Genomic DNA, 20,240 nt, shown 5'->3' on the forward strand with positions numbered 1-20,240 from the left:
TCCGCACATGACACCCAAGGGAGATGAAAAGCCATCACAAACCCCCCACCCGACGGCGACACTTGACGAGCGCGTCACCGGCGCCCTCGTCGGCGCCGCCGTCGGTGACGCCCTCGGCGGCCCCGTCGAGGGCTACTCCCCCGACCAGATCCTCCAGCGCCACGGCGGCCGGGTGCACGGCATCGTCGGCCCCTGGAACGGCGACGCCTGGCGCACGGCCCGCCCCATCGCCCCGTACCACAAGGGCGACGGCCACATCACCGACGACACCCTGATGACCCACGCCCTGGTACGGGTCTACGCCCGCGTCCGCGACCATCTCGACGCCTACGCCGTCGCCGACCACCTGGTCCCGGACCTGATGACCAACCCGCGCTGGATCCCGGAGCTGGAGGCCGAGGCGCTCCCCCTGCACCGGATCTTCCTCGCCGAGAAATGGCTGGTGACACGGCTCCACTACGGCCATGCCGACCCCCGCGAGGCAGGCGTCGGCAACATCGTCAACTGCGGTGCCGCGATGTACATGGCCCCCGTCGGCCTGGTCAACGCGGCCAACCCGGCGGGCGCCTACACCGAGGCGCTGGACGTCGCGGGCGCCCACCAGTCGTCGTACGGCCGTGAGGCGGCGGGCGTCTTCGCGGCGGCGGTCGCCGCGGCCTGCGCACCGGACGCCACCCCGGACTCCGTCGTGACGGCCTGTCTGGGCCTGGCCAAGGACGGCACCCGGACCGCCATCGAGCGGGTCTGCGAAGTGGCCGCCCGCCACCGCGACTTCGAGTCGGCGCTGACCCCGATCCGGGAAGCCGTGGCCCCCTACGACACGGTCGGCCCCGACTACCGCGCCCCCTCCCTGGGCGCCCGCCGCCCCTCCCGGCTGCACGCCATCGAGGAACTCCCCGTCGCCCTCGGCATGGTCGTGGTCTGCGGCGGCGACTACCGCGGCGCGGTCCTCGGCGCCGTGAACTACGGCCGTGACTGCGACTCCATCGCCACCATGGCGGGCGCCGTCTGCGGCGCCCTCGGCTCACCGGTCCCGGAGCGGTGGTCCAAGCAGGTCGCGGAGGCCAGCCGCCTGGACCTGTGGGAACCGGCCCGCACCCTGGCCGAGGTGACCCGGGAGATCTTCGAGCGGGACGTACGGGGACGCCGTACGCATGAACAGCTGTTCACCGCGCTGGGAGGCACCGCATGCTCCGCCTGACCTGGGTCCAGCCGGAGGACCTGATCGGCCATGAACTCCGCCAGGCCCGTCAGGACGGCCGCGAGCCCACGGCGATCGCCGAACGCTGGCGGGCGGCGGGCGGCCTGGAGGCCCCCACCCGCTCCGGCGCCTCCCCGCAGCCGGTCTCGCGCTACCTGCGCCAACTGGCGGAGGACCTGCTCGACGAACTGGCCGACCTGCCCAGCGCGTTGGCGGACGCCGAGCCGACCGACCTCCCAGGCATCAGGCGCCTGTGCCCGCGCTGGCCGTCGCGCTCGCCCTGCCCGCCGCCCTCCCCGACCCGTCTCGAGGCCGCCTGGCTCGGCCGGGCCGTCGGCTGTCTGCTGGGCAAACCGGTGGAGAAGCTCCCCCTCACCGCCATCCGCGAACTCGCCCGCGCCACCGGCAACTGGCCCCTCACCGCCTACTTCACCGCCCGCGGTGTCCCCCCGGAACTCCTCGCCGCGCACCCCTGGAACCGCCGCTCCGCCGCCACCTCCCTCGCCGAGAACATCGACGGCATGCCGGAGGACGACGACCTCAACTACCCCCTCCTCAACCTCCTCCTGCTCCAGCGCCACGGCACCGCCTTCACCACCACGGACGTGGCCCGCCTCTGGCTGGACGAACTCCCCGCGGGCCGCACGTTCACCGCCGAACGCGTCGCCTACCGCAACCTCCTCACCGGCCTGGAACCCCCGCGCACGGCCCGCTACCGCAACCCCTTCCGCGAGTGGATCGGCGCCCTGATCCGCGCCGACGTGCACGGCTGGACCCACCCCGGCGACCCGGCCGCCGCGGCCGAACAGGCCCACCGGGACGCCACCCTCACCCACACCGCCAACGGCGTCTACGCGGCCATGTTCACCGCGGCCACCATCGCCGCCGCCGCGACCGGCACCCACGACGTCCACGCCTGCCTGCGCACCGGCCTCACGGTGATCCCGCCCGGCTCCCGGCTGGCGGCGGCGATCCGCCACGGCGTCGACCTCGCGCACGCCCACCCGGACTTCGACCGGGTCGTGGACGAACTCCACGCCACCCACGCCGCCACCCACCACTGGGTGCACGCCATCCCCAACACCGCCCTGATCGCCGCCGCCCTCACCCACGCCGACGGCGACTTCACCGGCGCCATCCGCCGCGCCGTCTCCGGCGGCTGGGACACGGACTCGAACGGCGCCACGGCCGGAAGCGTCGCCGCCCTCCTCACCGGCGACCCCGCCGCCCTGCCCACCCACTGGACGGCACCCCTGAAGAACCGTCTGGCCACCTCCGTCGCCGACTTCGACGGCACCGGCTTCGACACCCTCGCCCAGCTCACCGCCGACCTGGCCCGACTCCCCCACAGCCACCCGGAGGCCGCCCGCCCATGAGAACCCCCACGAACCACCCCCCGCTCACCGGCCTGCGCGTCCTGGACCTCGCCACCCTCTTCGCGGGCCCGCTCGCCGCCACCCTGCTCGGCGACTTCGGCGCCGAGGTCGTCAAGGTCGAGCACCCCACGAAGCCGGACCCCTCCCGCGGCCACGGCCCGGCCAAGGACGGCATCGGCCTGTGGTGGAAGGTGCTCGGCCGCAACAAGCGCGCGATCACCCTCGACCTGTCCAAGCCCGGCGGCCGGGCCACCCTGCTGCGCCTCGCGGAGCACGCCGATGTGATCGTGGAGAACTTCCGCCCGGGCACCCTGGAGAAATGGGACCTGGGCTGGCCCGAACTGTCGGCCGTCAACCCCCGGCTGGTGCTGGCCCGGGTCACCGCCTTCGGCCAGTTCGGCCCGTACGCCCACCGGCCCGGCTTCGGCACCCTCGCCGAGGCCATGAGCGGCTTCGCCGCCATCACCGGCGAACCGGACGCGCCCCCGACCCTCCCGCCGTTCGGCCTCGCCGACTCGATCGCGGGCCTGGCGACGGCGTACGCCGTGCTCACCGCGCTCGCCGCCCGGGAGCGCACCGGCGAGGGCCAGGTCGTGGACATGGCGATCATCGAGCCCATCCTGACGGTCCTCGGCCCGCATCCGACCTGGTACGACCAGCTCGGCCACGTCCAGGAACGCACCGGCAACCGCTCCGCCAACAACGCCCCGCGCAACACCTACCGCACCGCGGACGGCGCCTGGGTCGCGGTGTCGACCTCGGCCCAGTCGGTGGCGGAACGCGTGATGCGGCTGGTCGGGCGGCCGGAGCTGATCGACGAGCCCTGGTTCGCCAACGGCGTCGGCCGGGCCCGGCACGCGGACGTCCTGGACGAGGCGGTCGGCGACTGGATCGCCGGGCGCACCCGCGCGGACGTCCTCGCGGCCTTCGAGAAGGCGGAGGCGGCGGTGGCGCCGGTCCAGGACGTCACGGAGGTGCTGACCGATCCGCAGTACCAGTCCCTGGACACGATCACCACGGTCGACGACCCCGACCTGGGCCCGCTGCGGATGCAGAACGTCCTCTTCCGGCTCTCGTCCACCCCCGGCGCGATCCGCTGGGCGGGCCGCCCGCACGGCGCCGACACCGACACCGTCCTGACCGAACTGGGCCTCACCCCGGCCGAACTGACCGCCCTGCGCGCCGAAGGCGCCCTGTGACCACCCCGCTGACCTGGCTCTACGCCCCCGGGGACCGCCCCCACGTCGTCACCAAGGCCCTCGCCTCCGGCGCCGACGTCGTGGTGATCGACCTGGAGGACGCCGTCGCCCCCGACCGCAAGGCCTACGCCCGCGCCGCCACCGCCGACCTCCTCGGCACCGAGCAGCCCGTCCCCGTCCACGTCCGCGTGAACGCCCTGGACAGCCCGCTGGCCGCCGCGGACCTGAAGGCGCTGGCCGCGCTCCCCGGCCTCCGGGGCCTGCGGCTGCCCAAGGTCACCTCCCCCGGGCAGATCGTCCGGGTCGCGGAGGCCACGAGCCCCGGTTGCCCTCCCCTGCACGCCCTCCTGGAGACCGCCCTCGGCATCGAGCACGCCCACGCCATCGCCCGCGCCCACCCCGCGCTGCACGGCATCGCCCTCGGCGAGGCCGATCTCCGCGCCGACCTGGGGGTACGGGACGACGCGGGGCTCGACTGGCCGCGCTCCCGGGTGGTCGTCGCCGCGCGGGCCGCGGGGCTGCCGCCGCCGGTCCAGTCGGTCCACCCGGACACCCGGGACCTCGACGGCCTCGCCGCGAGCTGCGCCCGGGGCCGTGCCCTGGGGTTCCTGGGGCGGGCCGCCATCCATCCACGCCAGTTGCCGGTGATCGAGCGGGCGTATCTGCCGACCGCGCGGGAGATCGAGCGCGCCGAGTCGATCGTCAAGGCGGCGGCGGCCGAGCGGGGCGCGCAGGCCCTCGCCGACGGTACGTTCGTCGACGCGGCGGTGGTGACGGCCGCCCGCCGGACCCTGTCCCTGGCGGCCCGCCGCCGCTGACGCCACACGACGGAGGGCGCCCGGGAGATCCCGGGCGCCCTCATCGTCGTACGACTCTGCCGGTCAGCGCTTCTTCGCCGACCCGGCGCCGTCCTTGGCGTCCTCGTCGGCGTCGGCGGCCCCGGTGGCGTCGGCGGCCTCGGTGGTGTCGGCGGCCTCGGTGGTGTCGGACATGTCCTTCGCGTCGGCCTCAGCGTCGTCGTCAGCGGTGTCGGGAGAAGCATCGTCAGACGTGTCGTCAGGGGTGTCGGAAGCCCCCGGCTCCACCACCGGCTCCCGCCCTGGCCGCTTCCGTGCCGACAGCACGATGTAGACCACGGCGAGCAGGAACACGAACAGCGCGGTCCAGTTGTTGAGGCGCAGGCCCAGGATCTCGTGCGCCTCGTCGACGCGCATGTACTCGATCCAGAAGCGGCCCGCGCAGTACGAGGCGACGTACAGGGCGAAGGCCCGGCCATGGCCCAGCTTGAAGCGGCGGTCGGCCCAGATCACGAGGAGGGCGACGCCGATGCACCACAGGGACTCGTACAGGAACGTCGGGTGGTAGTACCCGGGCACCCGGCCGTCCGAGGAGGAGGTGATGTGCAGGGCCCACGGAAGATCGGTCTCCCTGCCGTACAGCTCCTGGTTGAACCAGTTGCCCCAGCGGCCGATCGCCTGTGCGAAGGCGATACCGGGGGCGACGGCGTCGGCGTACGCGGGCAGCGGGATGCCACGGCGGCGGCAGCCGATCCACGCGCCGAGCGCGCCGAAGGCGATCGCGCCCCAGATGCCGAGGCCGCCCTCCCAGATCTTGAAGGCGTCCACCCAGTCACGGCCCTCGCTGAAGTACAGCTCGTAGTCCGTGATCACGTGGTACAGACGGCCACCGATCAGGCCGAACGGCACCGCCCAGACCGCGATGTCGGCCACGGTGCCGGCCCGCCCGCCACGGGCGATCCAGCGCCGGTTGCCGAGCCAGACGGCCACGAAGACGCCGATGATGATGCAGAACGCGTAACCGCGCAGCGGAACGGGGCCGAGGTACAGCACTCCGCGCGACGGGCTGGGGATGTAGGCAAGTTCCATGGCAGGGTCGACGCTACCCTGCCGGACCCGCCCGACGGTGGGCGGCCCGGCTACGGGTCCATAACAGGCGCGCTCAGCCCTGGGCGGCCTGCTCCACCATCTGCTTCAGCTTCGCCGGGGTCATCGTGCGGTCCTGGACGATGTTCTTCCCGCCGAACAGCACGGTCGGGGTGCCGGTGAAGCCCCCGGCGCGGAAGGCCTCGTTGGACTTGTCGACCCAGCTCGCGTGCTTGCCGTCCTGCACACAGGCGCGGAAGGCGGGGGTGTCGAGACCCTTGACCTTGCCCGCCAGCTCGATCAGCTCGCCGGTGTCGGCGAAGGCGTCGTCGGTCTCCGGGGGCTGCTGGTCGTAGAGCACGTCGTGGTACGGCGTGAAGTGCCCGGCGTCCTGGGCGCAGGCGGCGGCGTTGGCGGCCTGGCGGGAGCCGCTGCCGCCCATGTTGCCGTCGATGATGGTGGCCAGGTGGTACTCGACCTTCAGCTTTCCGGCGTCGGTCAGCTCGTGGATCGTCGAGCGGTAGGCCTGTTCGAAGGACTTGCAGGCCGGGCAGCGGAAGTCCTCCCAGATGGTGAGCGTCGACTTCGCGCCCTCCTGGCCGACCGGGATGGCGAGGCCGTCCTTGCCCAGGGCGCCGGAGGGCGCCACGACCGGGCCCGCCTTGTCGCTGCTGTCGTCCTTGCCCGCGTTCGCCGCGACCACGCCGACGACCGCCGCCAACCCCAGGACACCGACCACGGTCACGCCCACGATCAGTCCGCGCCGCCGCTTCTCCGCGCGCTTCTGCTTCTCACGGTCGACCGCCAGCCGCTCCCGGGCGGTCCGCTTTCCCTCACGGTTCTTCTCGCTCACACCCCGCAGAACGAACCGGGGAGGCGCAACGCGCCTCCCCGGCCCGAGGTCCACCCGTTCGAGGGACCCACAGCGGAAGATCAACCGCGCTATGCCTGTCCGCGCACGCCCTTCGCCAGCTCACCCGCGAGATCGCGCACGGCCTGCACCCCGGCCGCGTCATCGGGGGCGTCCAGCATCCGCTTGACGAAGGCCGAGCCGACGATCACGCCGTCCGCGAAGCCCGCGACCTCGGCCGCCTGGTCGGCGTTGGAGACGCCGAGGCCGACGCAGACGGGCAGCGCGGTGCCGGTGGCGCGGGTGCGTTCCACCAGGTCCTGGGCCTGCGCGCCGACCGACTCACGGGTGCCGGTGACGCCCATCAGCGAGGCGGCGTAGACGAAGCCGCTGCCCGCCGCGGTGATCTCGGCGAGCCGCGCGTCCCTGCTGCTGGGCGCGACCACGAAGACCGTGGCGAGCTGGTGCTTCTCGGCGTGCTCGCGCCACAGCGCCGACTCCTGCACGGGCAGGTCGGGCAGGATGCACCCGGCCCCGCCCGCCTCGGCCAGCTCGGCGGTGAACCGCTCGACGCCGTAGCGGTCGATGGGGTTCCAGTACGTCATCACGAGCACCGGCTTCCCGGTGGCCTCGTGGGTCTCCCTGACCGTCCGCATCACGTCGGCGATCTTGACGCCGCCGCGCAGGGCGATGTCGTCGGCGGTCTGGATGACCGGGCCGTCCAGGACGGGGTCGCTGTGCGGCAGCCCGACCTCGACGACGTCGGCGCCGCCGTCGAAGGCGGCCTTGATCGCCTCGATGCCGCCGTCCACGGTCGGGAACCCGGCGGGGAGGTAGGCGATGAGCGCGGAGCGTCCCTCGGCCCTGGCGCCCGCGAGGGTGTCCGTCAACAGCTGGATGTTGCCGCTCACTTGGCGTCCCCCTCGATCTCGGCGGTGTCGGTGTCGGCGTCCGCGGGGACCTCGGCGTCCGTGTCGTACAGGCCGAAGTAGCGGGCGGCGGTGTCCATGTCCTTGTCGCCACGGCCGGACAGGTTGACCACGATCAGCCCGTCCTCGCCCAGTTCCCTGCCGACCTCCAGGGCGCCCGCGAGTGCGTGGGCGCTCTCGATCGCCGGGATGATGCCCTCGGTGCGCGACAGCAGGCGCAGCGCCTGCATGGCCGCGTCGTCGGTGACCGCGCGGTACTCGCCGCGTCCGCTGTCCTTGAGGTAGGAGTGCTCGGGGCCGATGCCCGGGTAGTCCAGGCCCGCCGAGATCGAGTACGGCTCGGTGATCTGGCCCTCCTCGTCCTGGAGGACGTAGGACCGGGAGCCGTGCAGGATGCCGGGTTCGCCCGCGGTCAGGGTCGCCGCGTGCTCGCCGGTCTCGACGCCGTGCCCGGCGGGCTCGCAGCCGATGAGGCGGACGGCCGTGTCCGGGATGAAGGCGTGGAAGAGGCCGATGGCGTTGGAGCCGCCGCCGACGCAGGCGACCGCGGCGTCCGGGAGGCGTCCGGCGCGCTCCAGGAGCTGGCGGCGGGCCTCGACGCCGATGACGCGGTGGAAGTCGCGGACCATGGCCGGGAAGGGGTGCGGTCCGGCGACGGTGCCGAAGAGGTAGTGGGTGTGGTCGACGTTGGCGACCCAGTCGCGGAAGGCCTCGTTGATGGCGTCCTTCAGTGTGCGGCTGCCGGACCTCACGGCGACGACCTCGGCGCCGAGCATCCGCATCCGGGCCACGTTGAGGGCCTGGCGGCGGGTGTCGATCTCGCCCATGTAGATGGTGCAGTCGAGGCCGAACAGGGCGCAGGCGGTGGCGGTGGCGACGCCGTGCTGACCGGCGCCGGTCTCGGCGATGACGCGGGTCTTGCCCATGCGCTTGGTGAGCAGGGCCTGGCCGAGGACGTTGTTGATCTTGTGGGAGCCGGTGTGGTTCAGGTCCTCGCGCTTGAGGAAGACCCGGGCGCCCCCGGCGTGCTCGGCGAACCGGGGGACCTCGGTCAGCGCCGAGGGGCGGCCCGTGTAGTGGACGAGGAGGTCGTCCAGTTCGCGGGCGAACTCGGGGTCGGACTTGGCCTTGTCGTACTCGACGGCGACCTCGTCGACGGCGGCGACGAGGGCCTCCGGGATGAACTTGCCGCCGAAGGTGCCGAAGTAGCCTTCGGGGCTCGGGAGCTGACCCTCCGGGTCGGGGATGAAGAACTCGCTGGGCATGCGGAAACCTCACGGTGAGTGTTCTGAGGGAAACGAATCGCCGTGGGGGCAGGGGTCGTCAGACGACCAACCGTCGTCGGTGGCTGGTCGCGCCCACGCGACAAAGTCGCGTGGGCGGGTACGGCCCCGTGCCCCTTGCAGGGGCGTGCCATCGCCGTCCGTTGACCTGCCCGGGCTCGTCCCCGATCACGTACCGCACCCGTCGGCCGTGAACCCGGCGCGCGGGCGCGCGGCAGCCGCGGGGGCGGCAGCCGCGGGCCAGGCGGGCGTACGGGTCCCTGGTCGTCAGGGTGATCGGGAGGGTCATCGGGAGAAATCCTAGCGGCGTACGGCCGTCCGGGTCAGCCGCGGCCCTGGCGCAGGGCCGGGTGGGCGCCCGCGGCGACCAGGTCGGCGACGGCGGCCTTGGGGTCGCGGCCGGTGACGAGGGACTCGCCGACGAGGACGGCGTCGGCGCCCGCGTTGGCGTAGGCGATGAGGTCGTGCGGGCCGCGGACGCCGGACTCGGCCACCTTGACGATGCCGTCCGGGATCTCCGGGGCGACCCGGTCGAAGGTCGTGCGGTCGACCTCGAGCGTCTTGAGGTTGCGCGCGTTGACGCCGATGATCTTGGCGCCCGCGTCCACCGCGCGGTCGACCTCCTCCTCGTCGTGCACCTCGACCAGCGGGGTCAGCCCCATGGACACGGCCCGCTCGATCAGCGACTCCAGGGCGGCCTGGTCGAGGGCGGCCACGATCAGCAGCGCGAGGTCGGCGCCGTAGGCCCGGGCCTCCCAGAGCTGGTACGACGTGACGATGAAGTCCTTGCGCAGTACGGGGATGTCCACGCGCGCGCGGACCGCCTCCAGGTCGGCCAGCGAGCCGCCGAAGCGGCGCTGTTCGGTGAGGACGGAGATGACGGCCGCGCCGCCCGCCTCGTAGTCCGCGGCGAGTCCGGCCGGGTCGGCGATGGCGGCCAGCGCGCCCTTGGACGGGCTGGAGCGCTTGACCTCACAGATCACCGTGACGCCCTCGCCGCGCAGGGCGGCGGCGCCGTCCTTGGCGGCGGGGGCCTTCGCCGCGCGCTCCTTCAACTCGTCGAGGCTGACGCGCGCCTGCCGCTCCGCGAGGTCGGCACGGACTCCGTCGATGATCTCGTCGAGCACACTCACGCGAGCGGCCCCCTTCCAGACGGCACAGAATGCGGCACGGAAAAACCTATGGTCACTGCGATGGTATCCGCAGGAGGGCCGAGGCCTCGCATCCGGTTGACGCCGGTCCCACTACCTGGACGTTCACCAAATGATCAAGGATGTAGCCAGCCACCGAACGGCAGGTTCCGGACAACCGTGAACACCAGCAGCAAGGTGCCCAGGGCCCACAGGTGAACCGAGCGAAGCTCGACCCTCGGCGGCCGTCCGCGCGCCGCGCGCACCATCCAGACGGCCCATGCGACGGCGAAGACCGCGTATCCCGCGACGGCCACGGCGTTCGCCTGGAGGGCCGCGGCGAAGTCGCCGTGCACGACGGCGTGGGCGCTGCGCAGGCCGCCGCAGCCGGGGCAGTACAGGCCGGTGTACTGGAGCAGGGGGCAGGCCGGGTAGTGGCCGGGCTCGTTGGGGTCCACGGCGCCGACGTAGGCGAAGGCGGCGGCGATCGCGGCGAGCATTCCGGCGGGGACGGCCAGGCGTCCCGCGACGCTCCCCGCGGCGGGCGGTGTCACCCTCGGGCTGTCGGCGTTCACGGTTGGCATTCTGCCGTGCGCGCGCCGTGAAAGCACCCGAGGGGCGGTACCGGTGTCAGTACCGGTACCGCCCCTCGGGGGAGGTCGTGTCAGCCCTTGGCGGTCGCGCCGTCGGACATCTTGAGGGGCTTGGCCTTGGGGGCGCCCATGCCCATGGCGCGCATGATGCCGCCGACGACGCCGCCGAGGGCGATCACGACCATCCCGGCCCAGAAGCCCAGCGGGTTGTCCGCGACCATGAAGAGGCCCGCCACGCAGAACCCGATGAAGGCGATGATGACACCGGTCCAGGCGGCCGGGGTGTGACCGTGGCTGCTGCCCGCCATTGAATGCTCCTCGTTGCGTGTACTTGGGTGAGCCTGCCGCTCACTGTCCGCTCATCGTCCATTGTCACGTACGCACCCGCGCGGCATGACCGCGGGGCACCCCGGCGGGCACGTGCCGAGGGGGTCAGGCGGGGCCGGCGCCCGTCGTCGGGTCCTCGCCCCGGTCGAGGGCCTTCCAGAGGTCCTCGGGGCGGTCCGGGTCGGTGGGGGCGGCGGCGCGGCGCGGGCGGGGGGCGCCCGAGCGTTCGTAGCGGCCGGACATGGCGGGCCACAGACGGCCGTAGCGCAGGGCGAGGAGCCCGGCGAGGAGGATCAGCGCTCCGCCCGCGGCGGCGACGTACGGCCAGGCGGTGTGGCTGAGGGCGTCCACGGTGGCGGAGGTGTCGCCGGAGGCCTGGGCGGCCTGCTCGTCGAGGGCCGCGCTGTCGGAGGCGCCGAGCAGCGCGGCGACGACGGTGCCGACGCCGCACAGCGCGAGCAGCGCGGCGACCGCGTAGCGGCCGGTGCGGCGGACGGCGAAGACGGCGACGAGGGCGGCGAGGCCCACGATGGCGAGGGCCGCGGGGACGCCGGTGACGTCGCTGCCCTTGGCGGTCAGCGGGAAGGCGCCACCGGCGACGGTCGCGGTGCCCTCCGACCACTGCTGGCGGGTGGCCAGCAGCGCCACGGCCGCGCCGAGCGCACCGCACAGCAGCGCCATGGCGAGGCTTCGGCGACCGGCCCGCGCGGGGGTGGCTTCGGAACGGGGGTGAGGAGCAGCAGTCACGTACTCCACTATGGCGTGCGGCCCGGGCGAACCTTCACCCGGGTTCACGTGAGAAGCGCCCCATTTTCACGCGCGGTTGGTGTCCTGCCGTCCCAGTCGGCCCGCCGTGTGGACCGCGCGGAGCACCGCCGCCGCCTTGTTGCGGCACTCGTCGTCCTCGGCGACGGGGTCGGAGTCGGCGACGATTCCGGCGCCCGCCTGCACGTATGCCGTGCCGTCGCGCAGCAGGGCGGTGCGGATGGCGATGGCTGTGTCGGAGTCGCCCGCGAAGTCCAGATAGCCCACGCAGCCGCCGTACAACCCGCGCCGGGACGGCTCCAGTTCGTCGATGATCTGCATCGCGCGCGGCTTGGGCGCGCCGGAGAGGGTGCCCGCGGGGAAGCAGGCGGTGAGCACGTCGAAGGCGGTGCGGCCGGGGGCGACGCGGCCGGTGACGGTGGAGACGATGTGCATGACGTGCGAGTACCGCTCGACGGACATGAAGTCGACGACCTCGACGGAGCCGGGCTCGCAGACCCGGCCGAGGTCGTTGCGGCCGAGGTCGACGAGCATGAGGTGCTCGGCGCGCTCCTTGGGGTCGGCGAGCAGTTCCTCGGCGAGGGCCTGGTCCTCCTGGGGGGTGGCGCCGCGGCGCCGGGTCCCGGCGATGGGGTGCACCATGGCCTGCCCGTCCGCCACCTTCACCAGCGCCTCCGGGGAGGAGCCGACGACGTCGAAGCCGTCGAAGCGGAAGAGGTACATGTACGGGGACGGGTTGGTGGCCCGCAGCACCCGGTACACGTCCAGCGCGCTGGCGGTGCACGGTGTCTCGAAGCGCTGGGAGGGCACCACCTGGAAGGCCTCCCCGGCCCGGATGCGCTCCTTGATGTCCTCGACGGCCCGCTGGAAGTCGGGGCCGCCCCACAGGGCGGTGTACTCGGGCAGCTCGGAGGGCGGCAGCACGGCGGGCGGCTGGGCGACCGCGCGCGTGAGGTCGGCCTCCATGGCGTCGAGCCGGGCGACGGCGTCGGCGTACGCCTCGTCGACGCCGCTGTCCAGGTCGTTGTGGTTGATCGCGTTGGCGATCAGCAGGACCGAGCCCTCCCAGTGGTCCATGACGGCGAGGTCGCTGGTGAGCAGCATGGTCAGCTCGGGCAGCCTGAGGTCGTCCCGCTCGCCGGGGCCGATCTTCTCCAGGCGGCGCACGATGTCGTATCCCAGATAGCCGACCATGCCGCCGGTGAAGGGCGGCATGCCGTCCTGGTGGGGGGTGTGCAGGGCCTCGATGGTGGCGCGCAGGGCGGCGAGCGGGTCCCCGTCGACGGGGACGCCGACGGGTGGGGCGCCGAGCCAGTGCGCCTGGCCGTCACGCTCGGTGAGGGTGGCGGCGGACCGCACCCCGACGAACGAGTACCGGGACCAGGACCGGCCGTTCTCCGCGGACTCCAGCAGGAAGGTGCCGGGGCGCTCGGCGGCGAGCTTGCGGTAGAGCGCGACCGGGGTGTCCCCGTCGGCGAGCAGCTTGCGGGTGACGGGGATGACGCGGCGGTCGGTGGCGAGCTTGCGGAACGTCTCGAGGTCCATGGCGGCCGACCTTACTGATCCCCGGCGGCCGTGCCGCCGTCCTTGAGCAGCACATCGACGTCGAAGCAGGTGCGCGCGCCGGTGTGGCAGGCGGCGCCGACCTGGTCGACCTGGACGAGCACGGTGTCCGCGTCGCAGTCCAGGGCGACGGACTTCACCCACTGGAAGTGCCCGGAGGTGTCGCCCTTGACCCAGTACTCCCGCCGACTGCGCGACCAGTAGGTACACCGGCCGGTGGTCAGCGTCCGATGCAGCGCCTCGTCGTCCATCCACCCCAGCATCAGCACCTCACCGGTGTCGTACTGCTGGGCGATGGCGGGCAGGAGACCGTCGGCGCTGCGCTTGAGGCGGGCGGCGATCTCGGGGTCCAGGCTGCTGGGCGGAGGCGTGCTGGTCATGTGGCCATTCTGCCGCGCCGCACTGACATCCCCGCCGCGCCGTCCATTGGGCGGACCGCCGCCCCGGTCATAGGCTGACCCCATGTCGACCTTTGCCCAGCGTGAACGGCTCCTTCTCGCCGACCTCCTGGAGACCGCGGGCCCCGAGGCCCCGACCCTCTGTGAGGGCTGGCAGACCCGTGACCTCGCCGCGCACGTCGTGGTGCGCGAGCGCCGCCCCGACGCCGCCGGGGGAATCCTCATCAAGCAGCTCGCGCCCCGCCTTGAGAAGGTGATGGAGGAGTTCGCGGCCAAGCCCTACGAGGAACTGATCCAGCTCATCCGCACCGGCCCGCCCCGCTTCTCGCCCTTCTCCCTCAAGCAGATCGACGAGGCGTCGAACACCGTCGAGTACTACGTCCACACCGAGGACGTCCGCCGCGCCCAGCCCGACTGGACCCCACGCGAGCTGGACCCCGTCTTCCAGGACGCCCTCTGGTCCCGCCTGGAGCGCTCCGCCCGCCTGATGGGCCGCGGAGCCCCCACCGGCCTGGTCCTCCGCCGCCCCGACGGCCAGACCGCCGTCGCCCACCGCGGCGCCCCGGTCGTCACGGTCACCGGCGAACCCTCCGAACTCCTGCTGTTCCTCTACGGCCGCCAGAACGCCGCCAAGGTGGAACTGGACGGTGACGAGAACGCGATCGCAAAGCTGCACGAGGGCAAGCAGCTGGGAATCTAGCCCCGCACGCGTCCCGCCCCGGCCACCTCGGGCGTCTGAGGCGGCCGGGGCGACCTCGGGCGTCTGAGGCGGCCGGGGCGACTTCGGACGTCTGAGGCGGCCGGGGCGGGACGTCAGCCGGGGTTCACCGGACCGGGTGCCCGGCCCCCCGCAACGTCTCCTTCACCTCACCGATCCGCAGATCCCCGAAGTGGAAGACCGAGGCGGCCAGCACCGCGTCCGCGCCCGCCTCGACCGCCGGGGGGAAGTCGGTGAGCTTGCCCGCGCCGCCCGAGGCGATGACCGGGACCGTGACGTGCTGGCGGACGGCGGCGATCATTTCCAGGTCGTAGCCGTCCTTCGTGCCGTCGGCGTCCATCGAGTTCAGCAGGATCTCACCGGCGCCCAGCTCGGCCGCGCGGTGGGCCCACTCGACGGCGTCGATGCCGGTGCCGCGACGGCCGCCGTGGGTGGTCACCTCGAAGGTGCCGGACGCGGTGCGGCGTGCGTCCACCGACAGGACGAGGACCTGGCGGCCGAAGCGCTCGGCGATCTCCTGGATGAGGTCGGGGCGGGCGATGGCCGCCGTGTTGACGCCCACCTTGTCCGCGCCCGCGCGCAGCAGCTTGTCGACGTCCTCGGCGGTGCGGACGCCGCCGCCGACGGTCAGGGGGATGAACACCTGCTCGGCGGTGCGGCGGACCACGTCGTACGTCGTCTCGCGGTTGCCGGAGGACGCGGTGATGTCGAGGAAGGTCAGCTCGTCGGCGCCCTCCGCGTCGTACACCTTGGCCATCTCGACGGGGTCGCCCGCGTCGCGCAGGTTCTGGAAGTTCACGCCCTTGACGACCCGGCCGTTGTCGACGTCCAGGCAGGGGATGACTCGGACCGCCAGGGTCATGGATCCACGGCTCCTAATGCTTCTGATGTCCTCGAAACGCTTCTATTTCTACTTCGACCAGGATGCGCGGGTCGACGAAGCCCTCCACGACCAGGAGGGTCGAGACCGGGCGGACGGCGTCGAAGAACTCCTTGTGGGCCCGGCCCACGTCGTCGACGTCCCGCGCGTGGGTCAGGTACATCCGGGTGCGGATCACCGACTCCACGCCGAGCCCGAACTCACCCAGCGCCTCGATCGCGCTGGTGAAGGCCACCTTCGCCTGTTCGTACGGGTCGCCCTCCCCGTAGAGCACGCTGCCCTTGAAGGACGTCGTGCCCCCGACCAGCACCCGGTCGCCCGCCGCGACGGCGCGCGCGAATCCGAAGGCCTCTTCCCAGGGACTTCCGCTCTGCACGCGCCGTACGGCGTCGCTCGTCATGACGACACAGCCTCCAGGGCCTCTTCCAGGGTGAACGCCTTCGCGTACAGGGCCTTCCCGACGATGGCGCCCTCGACACCGAGCGGGACCAGGCCGGAGAGCGCCCGCAGGTCGTCCAGGGACGACACGCCGCCGGAGGCCACGACCGGGCGGTCCGTCGCCGCGCAGACGTTCTTCAGCAGCTCCAGGTTGGGCCCCTGGAGCGTGCCGTCCTTGGCGATGTCGGTGACGACGTACCGCGCGCAGCCCTCCTTGTTGAGGCGCTCCAGCGTCTCGTAGAGGTCACCGCCGTCGCGCGTCCAGCCGCGTCCGCGCAAGGTCGTGCCCCGTACGTCCAGGCCCACCGCGATCTTGTCGCCGTGCTCGGCGATGACCTTGGCGACCCACTCCGGCGTCTCCAGCGCGGCCGTGCCGAGGTTCACGCGCGTGCAGCCGGTGGCGAGCGCGGCGGCGAGGGAGGCGTCGTCGCGGATGCCGCCGGACAGCTCCACCTTGATGTCCATCGCCCCGGCGACCTCGGCGATCAGCTCACGGTTGTCGCCGGTGCCGAAGGCGGCGTCCAGGTCCACCAGGTGCAGCCACTCCGCGCCCGCCCGCTGCCAGGCGAGGGCGGCCTCCAGCGGGGAGCCGTAGGAGGTCTCCGTGCCGGACTCGCCGTGCACCAGGCGGACGGCCTGGCCGTCACGGACGTCCACGGCGGGGAGGAGTTCGAGCTTCGCGACCATCAGAGGGTTCCGATCCAGTTGTTCAGCAGCTGCGCTCCGGCGTCGCCGGACTTCTCGGGGTGGAACTGCGTGGCCCACAGGGCGCCGTTCTCCACGGCGGCCACGAAGGGCTTGCCATGCGTCGACCAGGTCACCTTGGGGGCGGCCATGGCCGGGTTGTGCGCCTCCAGGCTCCAGTCGTGGACGGCGTAGGAGTGCACGAAGTAGAAGCGCGCGTCGGCGTCCAGACCGGCGAACAGCTCGGAGTCGGCCGGTGCCTCGACGGTGTTCCAGCCCATGTGGGGCACGATGTCGGCCTGCAGCGGCTCGACCGCCCCGGGCCACTCGTCGAGGCCGTCGGTCTCGACGCCGTGCTCGATGCCCCGGGCGAAGAGGATCTGCATGCCGACGCAGATGCCCATCACCGGGCGCCCGCCGGACAGCCGCCGTTCGACGATCCAGTCACCGCGGGCCTCCTTCAGGCCCCGCATGCAGGCGGCGAAGGCACCGACACCGGGGACGAGCAGCCCGTCGGCGTTCATGGCCTTGTCGTAGTCACGGGTGATCTCGACGTCGGCTCCCGCGCGCGCGAGGGCGCGCTCGGCGGAGCGGACGTTGCCGAAGCCGTAGTCGAAGACCACGACCCGCTTGGCCCCTGTGCTTCCGATGCTGCTCAATTCCACACCTCCAGCCGCAGGACGCCCGCGACGAGACACATCGCGGCGCCGATGGAGAGCAGCACGATCAGCCCCTTGGGCATCTGCTGCTTGGCGAACGAGTAGACGCCGCCCGCCAGGAACAGGCCGACGAGGATGAAGGCGGTCGAGACGCCGTTCACAGCGCGCCCTTCGTGGAGGGCAGGATGCCCGCCGCGCGCGGGTCGCGCTCCGAGGCGTAGCGCAGTGCCCGCGCGAGCGCCTTGAACTGGCACTCCACGATGTGGTGCGCGTTGCGCCCGTAGGGCACGTGCACGTGCAGCGCGATCTGCGCCTGGGCGACGAAGGACTCCAGGATGTGCCGGGTCATCGTGGTGTCGTACTCGCCGATCATCGGCGCCATCTTCTCGGGCTCGGTGTGCACGAGGTACGGGCGGCCGGACAGGTCGACGGTCACCTGGGCGAGCGACTCGTCCAGCGGGACCGTGCAGTTGCCGAAGCGGTAGATGCCCACCTTGTCGCCGAGGGCCTGCTTGAAGGCGGCGCCCAGGGCGAGGGCGGTGTCCTCGATGGTGTGGTGCGAGTCGATGTGCAGATCGCCCTCGGTCTTCACCGTCAGGTCGAACAGCCCGTGGCGGCCGAGCTGGTCGAGCATGTGGTCGTAGAAGCCGACCCCGGTCGACACGTCGACCTTTCCGGTGCCGTCGAGGTTTATCTCCACGAGGACCGAGGTCTCCTTGGTCACCCGCTCCACGCGTCCCACGCGGTTCATGCGCTCTGCTCCTTCTTCAACTCACGGACCGCGTCGAGGAACGCGTCGTTCTCTTCGGGGGTCCCGGCGGTGACCCGCAGCCACCCCGGTACGCCGTTGTCCCGGACCAGGACGCCCTTGTCGAGGATGCGCCGCCAGGCCTCGTGGGCGTCGGCGAACCGGCCGAACTGCACGAAGTTCGCGTCGGACTCCGTGACGTCGTAGCCGATCGCGCGCAGCTCGGCGAGCAGGCGGTCCCGTTCGGACTTCAGCTGCTCGACATAGCCGAGCAGGGTGTCGGTGTGCTCCAGGGCGGCCAGCGCGGTCGCCTGGGTGACGGCGGACAGGTGGTACGGCAGCCGGACCAGCTGGACGGCGTCCACGACGGCCGGGTCCGCGGCGAGATAGCCGAGGCGCAGGCCCGCCGCGCCGAACGCCTTCGACATCGTGCGGGAGACGACCAGGTGCGGGCGCCCCGCCAGCAGCGGCAGCAGCGAGTCGCCGTGGCTGAACTCCACGTACGCCTCGTCGAGCACGACGATGGACGGCTTCGCCGCCTGCGCGGCCTCGTACAGCGCGATCACGCTCTCGCGCGGGACGGCGTTCCCGGTGGGGTTGTTCGGGGTGGTGAGGAACACCACGTCCGGCCGGTGCTCGGCGATGGCGTGCTCGGCGGCGGCGAGGTCGATGGTGAAGTCCGCGTTGCGGGGACCGGAGATCCAGCCGGTCCCGGTGCCCCGCGCGATCAGACCGTGCATCGAGTACGACGGCTCGAAGCCGATCGCGGTCCGGCCTGGCCCGCCGAAGGTCTGGAGCAGCTGCTGGATGATTTCGTTGGAGCCGTTGGCCGCCCAGACGTTGGCCAGGCCGACCTCGTGGCCGGAGGTGTTCGTCAGGTACTCGGCGAGCCGGGTGCGCAGCTCGACCGCGTCCCGGTCCGGGTAGCGGTTGAGGTCGCGGGCGGCGTCGCGCACCCGCTCGGCGATCCGCTCGACCAGCGCCTCGGGCAGCGGGTAGGGGTTCTCGTTGGTGTTCAGCCGTACGGGGACGTCCAGTTGGGGCGCGCCGTAGGGGGACTTGCCGCGCAGTTCAGCCCGTACGGGGAGATCGTCGATCCGGGTCACTTGCTCTCGGGTACCTTCCATCCGAACCGTGCCTTGATCGCCGCGCCGTGCGCGGGCAGGTCCTCCGCCTCCGCCAGCGTCACCACGTGGTGCGCGACCTCGGCCAGCGCCTCGCGCGTGTAGTCGACGATGTGGATGCCGCGCAGGAAGGACTGCACGGACAGGCCGGAGGAGTGGCAGGCGCAGCCGCCGGTGGGCAGGACGTGGTTGGACCCGGCGGCGTAGTCGCCCAGCGAGACGGGCGCCCAGGGGCCGATGAAGATCGCGCCCGCGTTGCGCACCCGGTCGGCGACCGCGGTGGCGTCGGCGGTCTGGATCTCCAGGTGCTCGGCGCCGTAGGCGTCGACGACGCGCAGGCCCTCCTCGACGCCGTCGACCAGCACGATCGCGGACTGCTTGCCGGCGAGCGCGGGGACGATCCGGTCGTCGACGTGCTTGCTGGCGGCGACCTGCGGCGCCAGCTCCTTCTCGACCGCGTCGGCCAGTTCCGGGGAGTCGGTGACCAGGACGGCCGCGGCGAGCGGGTCGTGCTCGGCCTGGCTGATCAGGTCGGCGGCGAGGTGCGCCGGGTCGGCCGTGTCGTCCGCGAGGATCGCGATCTCGGTCGGTCCGGCCTCGGCGTCGATGCCGATCCTGCCGGTGAAGTAGCGCTTGGCGGCGGCGACCCAGATGTTGCCGGGGCCGGTGACCATGTTGGCGGGCGGGCAGGACTCGGTGCCGTACGCGAACATCGCGACGGCGGTCGCGCCGCCCGCGGCGTACACCTCGTCGACGCCGAGCAGCGCGCACGCGGCGAGGATCGTGGGGTGCGGCAGCCCGTCGAACTCGGCCTGCGCGGGCGAGGCGAGCGCGATCGAGCCGACCCCGGCCTCCTGCGCGGGCACGACGTTCATGACCACCGAGGACGGGTAGACGGACCGGCCACCGGGCGCGTACAGCCCGACGCGGTCGACCGGCACCCACTTCTCGGTGACGGTGCCGCCCGGCACGACCTGGTTCGTGTGGGTCGTACGGCGCTGTGCGCGGTGGACGAGCCGGGCGCGGCGGATGGACTCCTCCAGGGCCGCGCGGACGGCCGGGTCGAGGGCGTCCAGGGCGTCGGTGAGGGCCTGGACGGGGACCCGGACGGACTCCAGGCGGACGCCGTCGAACTTCTCGGCGAAGTCGATCAGCGCCGCGTCCCCACGATGATGCACGGCCTCGCAGATGGGACGCACCTTCTCCAGGGCGGCCGCGACGTCGAAGTCGGCTCGGGGCAGCAGGTCGCGCAGGGCGGGACCCTCGGGGAGGGCGTCGCCGCGCAGATCGATTCGGGAGATCACAGGCCCAATTCTCGCAGACCCGCGCAGGACGTCGTGCGCGCGTATCAATGGCTGATACAGAGCCCTGTCAACGCCTGGGACCCGCCGCGCGACATTTCCCTCACTTTCTGTGTTCACGACGTCACTCAACGGGCATGAACAGCTGTACGAACCCAAGTGGCGGCACACACGGACGAGGAGGCCGAGCG

23 protein-coding genes and 1 pseudogene are annotated in these 20,240 nt (G+C 72.6%); 5 read left to right on the plus strand and 19 right to left on the minus strand.

Translation table 11 applies throughout. The features are described from left to right. Positions 1-7 precede the first annotated feature (7 nt). From ACFVQG_RS16315 to ACFVQG_RS16330, 4 genes are read left to right on the plus strand one after another with little or no spacing between them, the layout of a single operon-like run. Positions 8-1,201 (plus strand): ADP-ribosylglycohydrolase family protein, encoded by a 1,194-nt coding sequence (locus ACFVQG_RS16315; RefSeq protein WP_383382495.1) that lies wholly within the window; start codon positions 8-10, stop codon positions 1,199-1,201. Further along, entirely contained in the window at positions 1,189-2,577 is a 1,389-nt protein-coding gene (locus ACFVQG_RS16320; RefSeq protein WP_383382498.1) for an ADP-ribosylglycohydrolase family protein, read from the plus strand. Before ACFVQG_RS16315 ends, ACFVQG_RS16320 begins: the two co-directional genes overlap by 13 nt. Next, a complete protein-coding gene (locus ACFVQG_RS16325; protein ID WP_383382501.1) occupies positions 2,574-3,776 on the plus strand; it encodes a CaiB/BaiF CoA transferase family protein in 1,203 nt (400 codons plus the stop codon). Before ACFVQG_RS16320 ends, ACFVQG_RS16325 begins: the two co-directional genes overlap by 4 nt. Next, the gene (locus tag ACFVQG_RS16330) at positions 3,773-4,594 is read left to right on the plus strand and encodes an HpcH/HpaI aldolase/citrate lyase family protein (RefSeq protein ID WP_383382504.1); all 822 of its coding nucleotides are present in this window, start codon (positions 3,773-3,775) and stop codon (positions 4,592-4,594) included. Before ACFVQG_RS16325 ends, ACFVQG_RS16330 begins: the two co-directional genes overlap by 4 nt. A 248-nt stretch (positions 4,595-4,842) precedes the next feature. Here the strand turns inward: ACFVQG_RS16330 and lgt are convergent. The 11 genes and pseudogenes from lgt to hisI form a co-directional block, all read right to left on the minus strand. After that, positions 4,843-5,662: pseudogene (gene lgt, locus ACFVQG_RS16335) on the minus strand (prolipoprotein diacylglyceryl transferase); the annotation flags it as partial. A gap of 73 nt (positions 5,663-5,735) precedes the next feature. Beyond that, a complete protein-coding gene (locus ACFVQG_RS16340; RefSeq protein WP_383382507.1) occupies positions 5,736-6,512 on the minus strand; it encodes a DsbA family protein in 777 nt (258 codons plus the stop codon). Between the two features lie 89 nt (positions 6,513-6,601). Further along, positions 6,602-7,420, minus strand: a complete 819-nt coding sequence (gene trpA / locus ACFVQG_RS16345; protein ID WP_383382510.1) for a tryptophan synthase subunit alpha — start codon at positions 7,418-7,420, stop codon at positions 6,602-6,604. After that, the gene (gene trpB / locus ACFVQG_RS16350; protein ID WP_383382513.1) at positions 7,417-8,703 is read right to left on the minus strand and encodes a tryptophan synthase subunit beta; all 1,287 of its coding nucleotides are present in this window, start codon (positions 8,701-8,703) and stop codon (positions 7,417-7,419) included. The genes trpA and trpB overlap by 4 nt, the downstream gene beginning before the upstream one ends. A gap of 58 nt (positions 8,704-8,761) precedes the next feature. After that, the gene (trpM, locus tag ACFVQG_RS16355) at positions 8,762-9,010 is read right to left on the minus strand and encodes a tryptophan biosynthesis modulator TrpM (protein WP_383382516.1); all 249 of its coding nucleotides are present in this window, start codon (positions 9,008-9,010) and stop codon (positions 8,762-8,764) included. Between the two features lie 34 nt (positions 9,011-9,044). Continuing rightward, the gene (trpC, locus tag ACFVQG_RS16360; RefSeq protein ID WP_383382519.1) at positions 9,045-9,854 is read right to left on the minus strand and encodes an indole-3-glycerol phosphate synthase TrpC; all 810 of its coding nucleotides are present in this window, start codon (positions 9,852-9,854) and stop codon (positions 9,045-9,047) included. A gap of 134 nt (positions 9,855-9,988) precedes the next feature. Then, a complete protein-coding gene (locus tag ACFVQG_RS16365; RefSeq protein WP_383382521.1) occupies positions 9,989-10,435 on the minus strand; it encodes a DUF2752 domain-containing protein in 447 nt (148 codons plus the stop codon). A gap of 80 nt (positions 10,436-10,515) precedes the next feature. Further along, the gene (locus ACFVQG_RS16370; protein WP_383382524.1) at positions 10,516-10,752 is read right to left on the minus strand and encodes an HGxxPAAW family protein; all 237 of its coding nucleotides are present in this window, start codon (positions 10,750-10,752) and stop codon (positions 10,516-10,518) included. 124 nt (positions 10,753-10,876) lie between these two features. Continuing rightward, entirely contained in the window at positions 10,877-11,527 is a 651-nt protein-coding gene (locus tag ACFVQG_RS16375; RefSeq protein ID WP_383383811.1) for a TIGR02234 family membrane protein, read from the minus strand. 57 nt (positions 11,528-11,584) lie between these two features. Next, on the minus strand, positions 11,585-13,081 hold the full coding sequence (locus ACFVQG_RS16380) for an anthranilate synthase component I (protein ID WP_383382526.1): 1,497 nt from the start codon (positions 13,079-13,081) through the stop codon (positions 11,585-11,587). Between the two features lie 11 nt (positions 13,082-13,092). After that, positions 13,093-13,479 carry a phosphoribosyl-AMP cyclohydrolase gene (hisI, locus tag ACFVQG_RS16385; RefSeq protein WP_383382529.1) on the minus strand — a complete coding sequence of 129 codons (387 nt, stop codon included), beginning with the start codon at positions 13,477-13,479 and terminating at the stop codon, positions 13,093-13,095. An 82-nt stretch (positions 13,480-13,561) separates the two neighbouring features. On the opposite strand from hisI, the gene ACFVQG_RS16390 reads away from it, so the two are divergent. After that, positions 13,562-14,197, plus strand: coding sequence for a TIGR03085 family metal-binding protein (locus ACFVQG_RS16390; RefSeq protein ID WP_383382532.1), 636 nt, complete (start codon positions 13,562-13,564; stop codon positions 14,195-14,197). A gap of 124 nt (positions 14,198-14,321) precedes the next feature. On the opposite strand, the gene hisF is transcribed toward ACFVQG_RS16390, so the two are convergent. Genes hisF through hisD form a run of 8 tightly spaced genes read right to left on the minus strand, consistent with a single transcriptional unit; the run spans position 14,322 to position 20,052 of the window. Next, positions 14,322-15,077, minus strand: a complete 756-nt coding sequence (gene hisF / locus ACFVQG_RS16395; protein WP_383382535.1) for an imidazole glycerol phosphate synthase subunit HisF — start codon at positions 15,075-15,077, stop codon at positions 14,322-14,324. Positions 15,078-15,090: 13 nt separating this feature from the next. Next, positions 15,091-15,495: a RidA family protein gene (locus tag ACFVQG_RS16400; protein ID WP_383382538.1), complete on the minus strand. Its 405-nt coding sequence runs from the start codon at positions 15,493-15,495 to the stop codon at positions 15,091-15,093. Beyond that, entirely contained in the window at positions 15,492-16,220 is a 729-nt protein-coding gene (priA, locus tag ACFVQG_RS16405; protein ID WP_383382541.1) for a bifunctional 1-(5-phosphoribosyl)-5-((5-phosphoribosylamino)methylideneamino)imidazole-4-carboxamide isomerase/phosphoribosylanthranilate isomerase PriA, read from the minus strand. The genes ACFVQG_RS16400 and priA overlap by 4 nt, the downstream gene beginning before the upstream one ends. Next, positions 16,220-16,882 carry an imidazole glycerol phosphate synthase subunit HisH gene (gene hisH / locus ACFVQG_RS16410; RefSeq protein ID WP_383382544.1) on the minus strand — a complete coding sequence of 221 codons (663 nt, stop codon included), beginning with the start codon at positions 16,880-16,882 and terminating at the stop codon, positions 16,220-16,222. Before hisH ends, priA begins: the two co-directional genes overlap by 1 nt. After that, positions 16,873-17,037 (minus strand): hypothetical protein, encoded by a 165-nt coding sequence (locus ACFVQG_RS16415; protein WP_383382547.1) that lies wholly within the window; start codon positions 17,035-17,037, stop codon positions 16,873-16,875. The genes hisH and ACFVQG_RS16415 overlap by 10 nt, the downstream gene beginning before the upstream one ends. Beyond that, positions 17,034-17,627: an imidazoleglycerol-phosphate dehydratase HisB gene (gene hisB / locus ACFVQG_RS16420; protein WP_383382550.1), complete on the minus strand. Its 594-nt coding sequence runs from the start codon at positions 17,625-17,627 to the stop codon at positions 17,034-17,036. The genes ACFVQG_RS16415 and hisB overlap by 4 nt, the downstream gene beginning before the upstream one ends. Next, positions 17,624-18,730, minus strand: coding sequence for a histidinol-phosphate transaminase (locus ACFVQG_RS16425; RefSeq protein WP_383382552.1), 1,107 nt, complete (start codon positions 18,728-18,730; stop codon positions 17,624-17,626). Before ACFVQG_RS16425 ends, hisB begins: the two co-directional genes overlap by 4 nt. Beyond that, positions 18,727-20,052, minus strand: coding sequence for a histidinol dehydrogenase (gene hisD / locus ACFVQG_RS16430; protein WP_383382555.1), 1,326 nt, complete (start codon positions 20,050-20,052; stop codon positions 18,727-18,729). The genes ACFVQG_RS16425 and hisD overlap by 4 nt, the downstream gene beginning before the upstream one ends. Positions 20,053-20,240 lie beyond the last annotated feature (188 nt).

It is taken from the genome of Streptomyces sp. NPDC057877 (assembly GCF_042796855.1).
GTDB lineage: Bacteria > Actinomycetota > Actinomycetes > Streptomycetales > Streptomycetaceae > Streptomyces.

Coding starts and splice junctions, on each gene's coding strand:
- ACFVQG_RS16370 (WP_383382524.1), bottom strand. CDS start 10,752: ATGGCGGGCAGCAGCCACGGTCACACCCCGGCCGCCTGGACCGGTGTC.
- hisF (WP_383382535.1), bottom strand. CDS start 15,077: ATGACCCTGGCGGTCCGAGTCATCCCCTGCCTGGACGTCGACAACGGC.
- ACFVQG_RS16380 (WP_383382526.1), bottom strand. CDS start 13,081: ATGGACCTCGAGACGTTCCGCAAGCTCGCCACCGACCGCCGCGTCATC.
- ACFVQG_RS16365 (WP_383382521.1), bottom strand. CDS start 10,435: ATGCCAACCGTGAACGCCGACAGCCCGAGGGTGACACCGCCCGCCGCG.
- ACFVQG_RS16320 (WP_383382498.1), top strand. CDS start 1,189: ATGCTCCGCCTGACCTGGGTCCAGCCGGAGGACCTGATCGGCCATGAA.
- hisI (WP_383382529.1), bottom strand. CDS start 13,479: ATGACCAGCACGCCTCCGCCCAGCAGCCTGGACCCCGAGATCGCCGCC.
- priA (WP_383382541.1), bottom strand. CDS start 16,220: ATGGTCGCGAAGCTCGAACTCCTCCCCGCCGTGGACGTCCGTGACGGC.
- trpM (WP_383382516.1), bottom strand. CDS start 9,010: ATGACCCTCCCGATCACCCTGACGACCAGGGACCCGTACGCCCGCCTG.
- trpB (WP_383382513.1), bottom strand. CDS start 8,703: ATGCCCAGCGAGTTCTTCATCCCCGACCCGGAGGGTCAGCTCCCGAGC.
- ACFVQG_RS16325 (WP_383382501.1), top strand. CDS start 2,574: ATGAGAACCCCCACGAACCACCCCCCGCTCACCGGCCTGCGCGTCCTG.
- hisB (WP_383382550.1), bottom strand. CDS start 17,627: ATGAACCGCGTGGGACGCGTGGAGCGGGTGACCAAGGAGACCTCGGTC.
- ACFVQG_RS16390 (WP_383382532.1), top strand. CDS start 13,562: ATGTCGACCTTTGCCCAGCGTGAACGGCTCCTTCTCGCCGACCTCCTG.
- ACFVQG_RS16315 (WP_383382495.1), top strand. CDS start 8: ATGACACCCAAGGGAGATGAAAAGCCATCACAAACCCCCCACCCGACG.
- ACFVQG_RS16400 (WP_383382538.1), bottom strand. CDS start 15,495: ATGACGAGCGACGCCGTACGGCGCGTGCAGAGCGGAAGTCCCTGGGAA.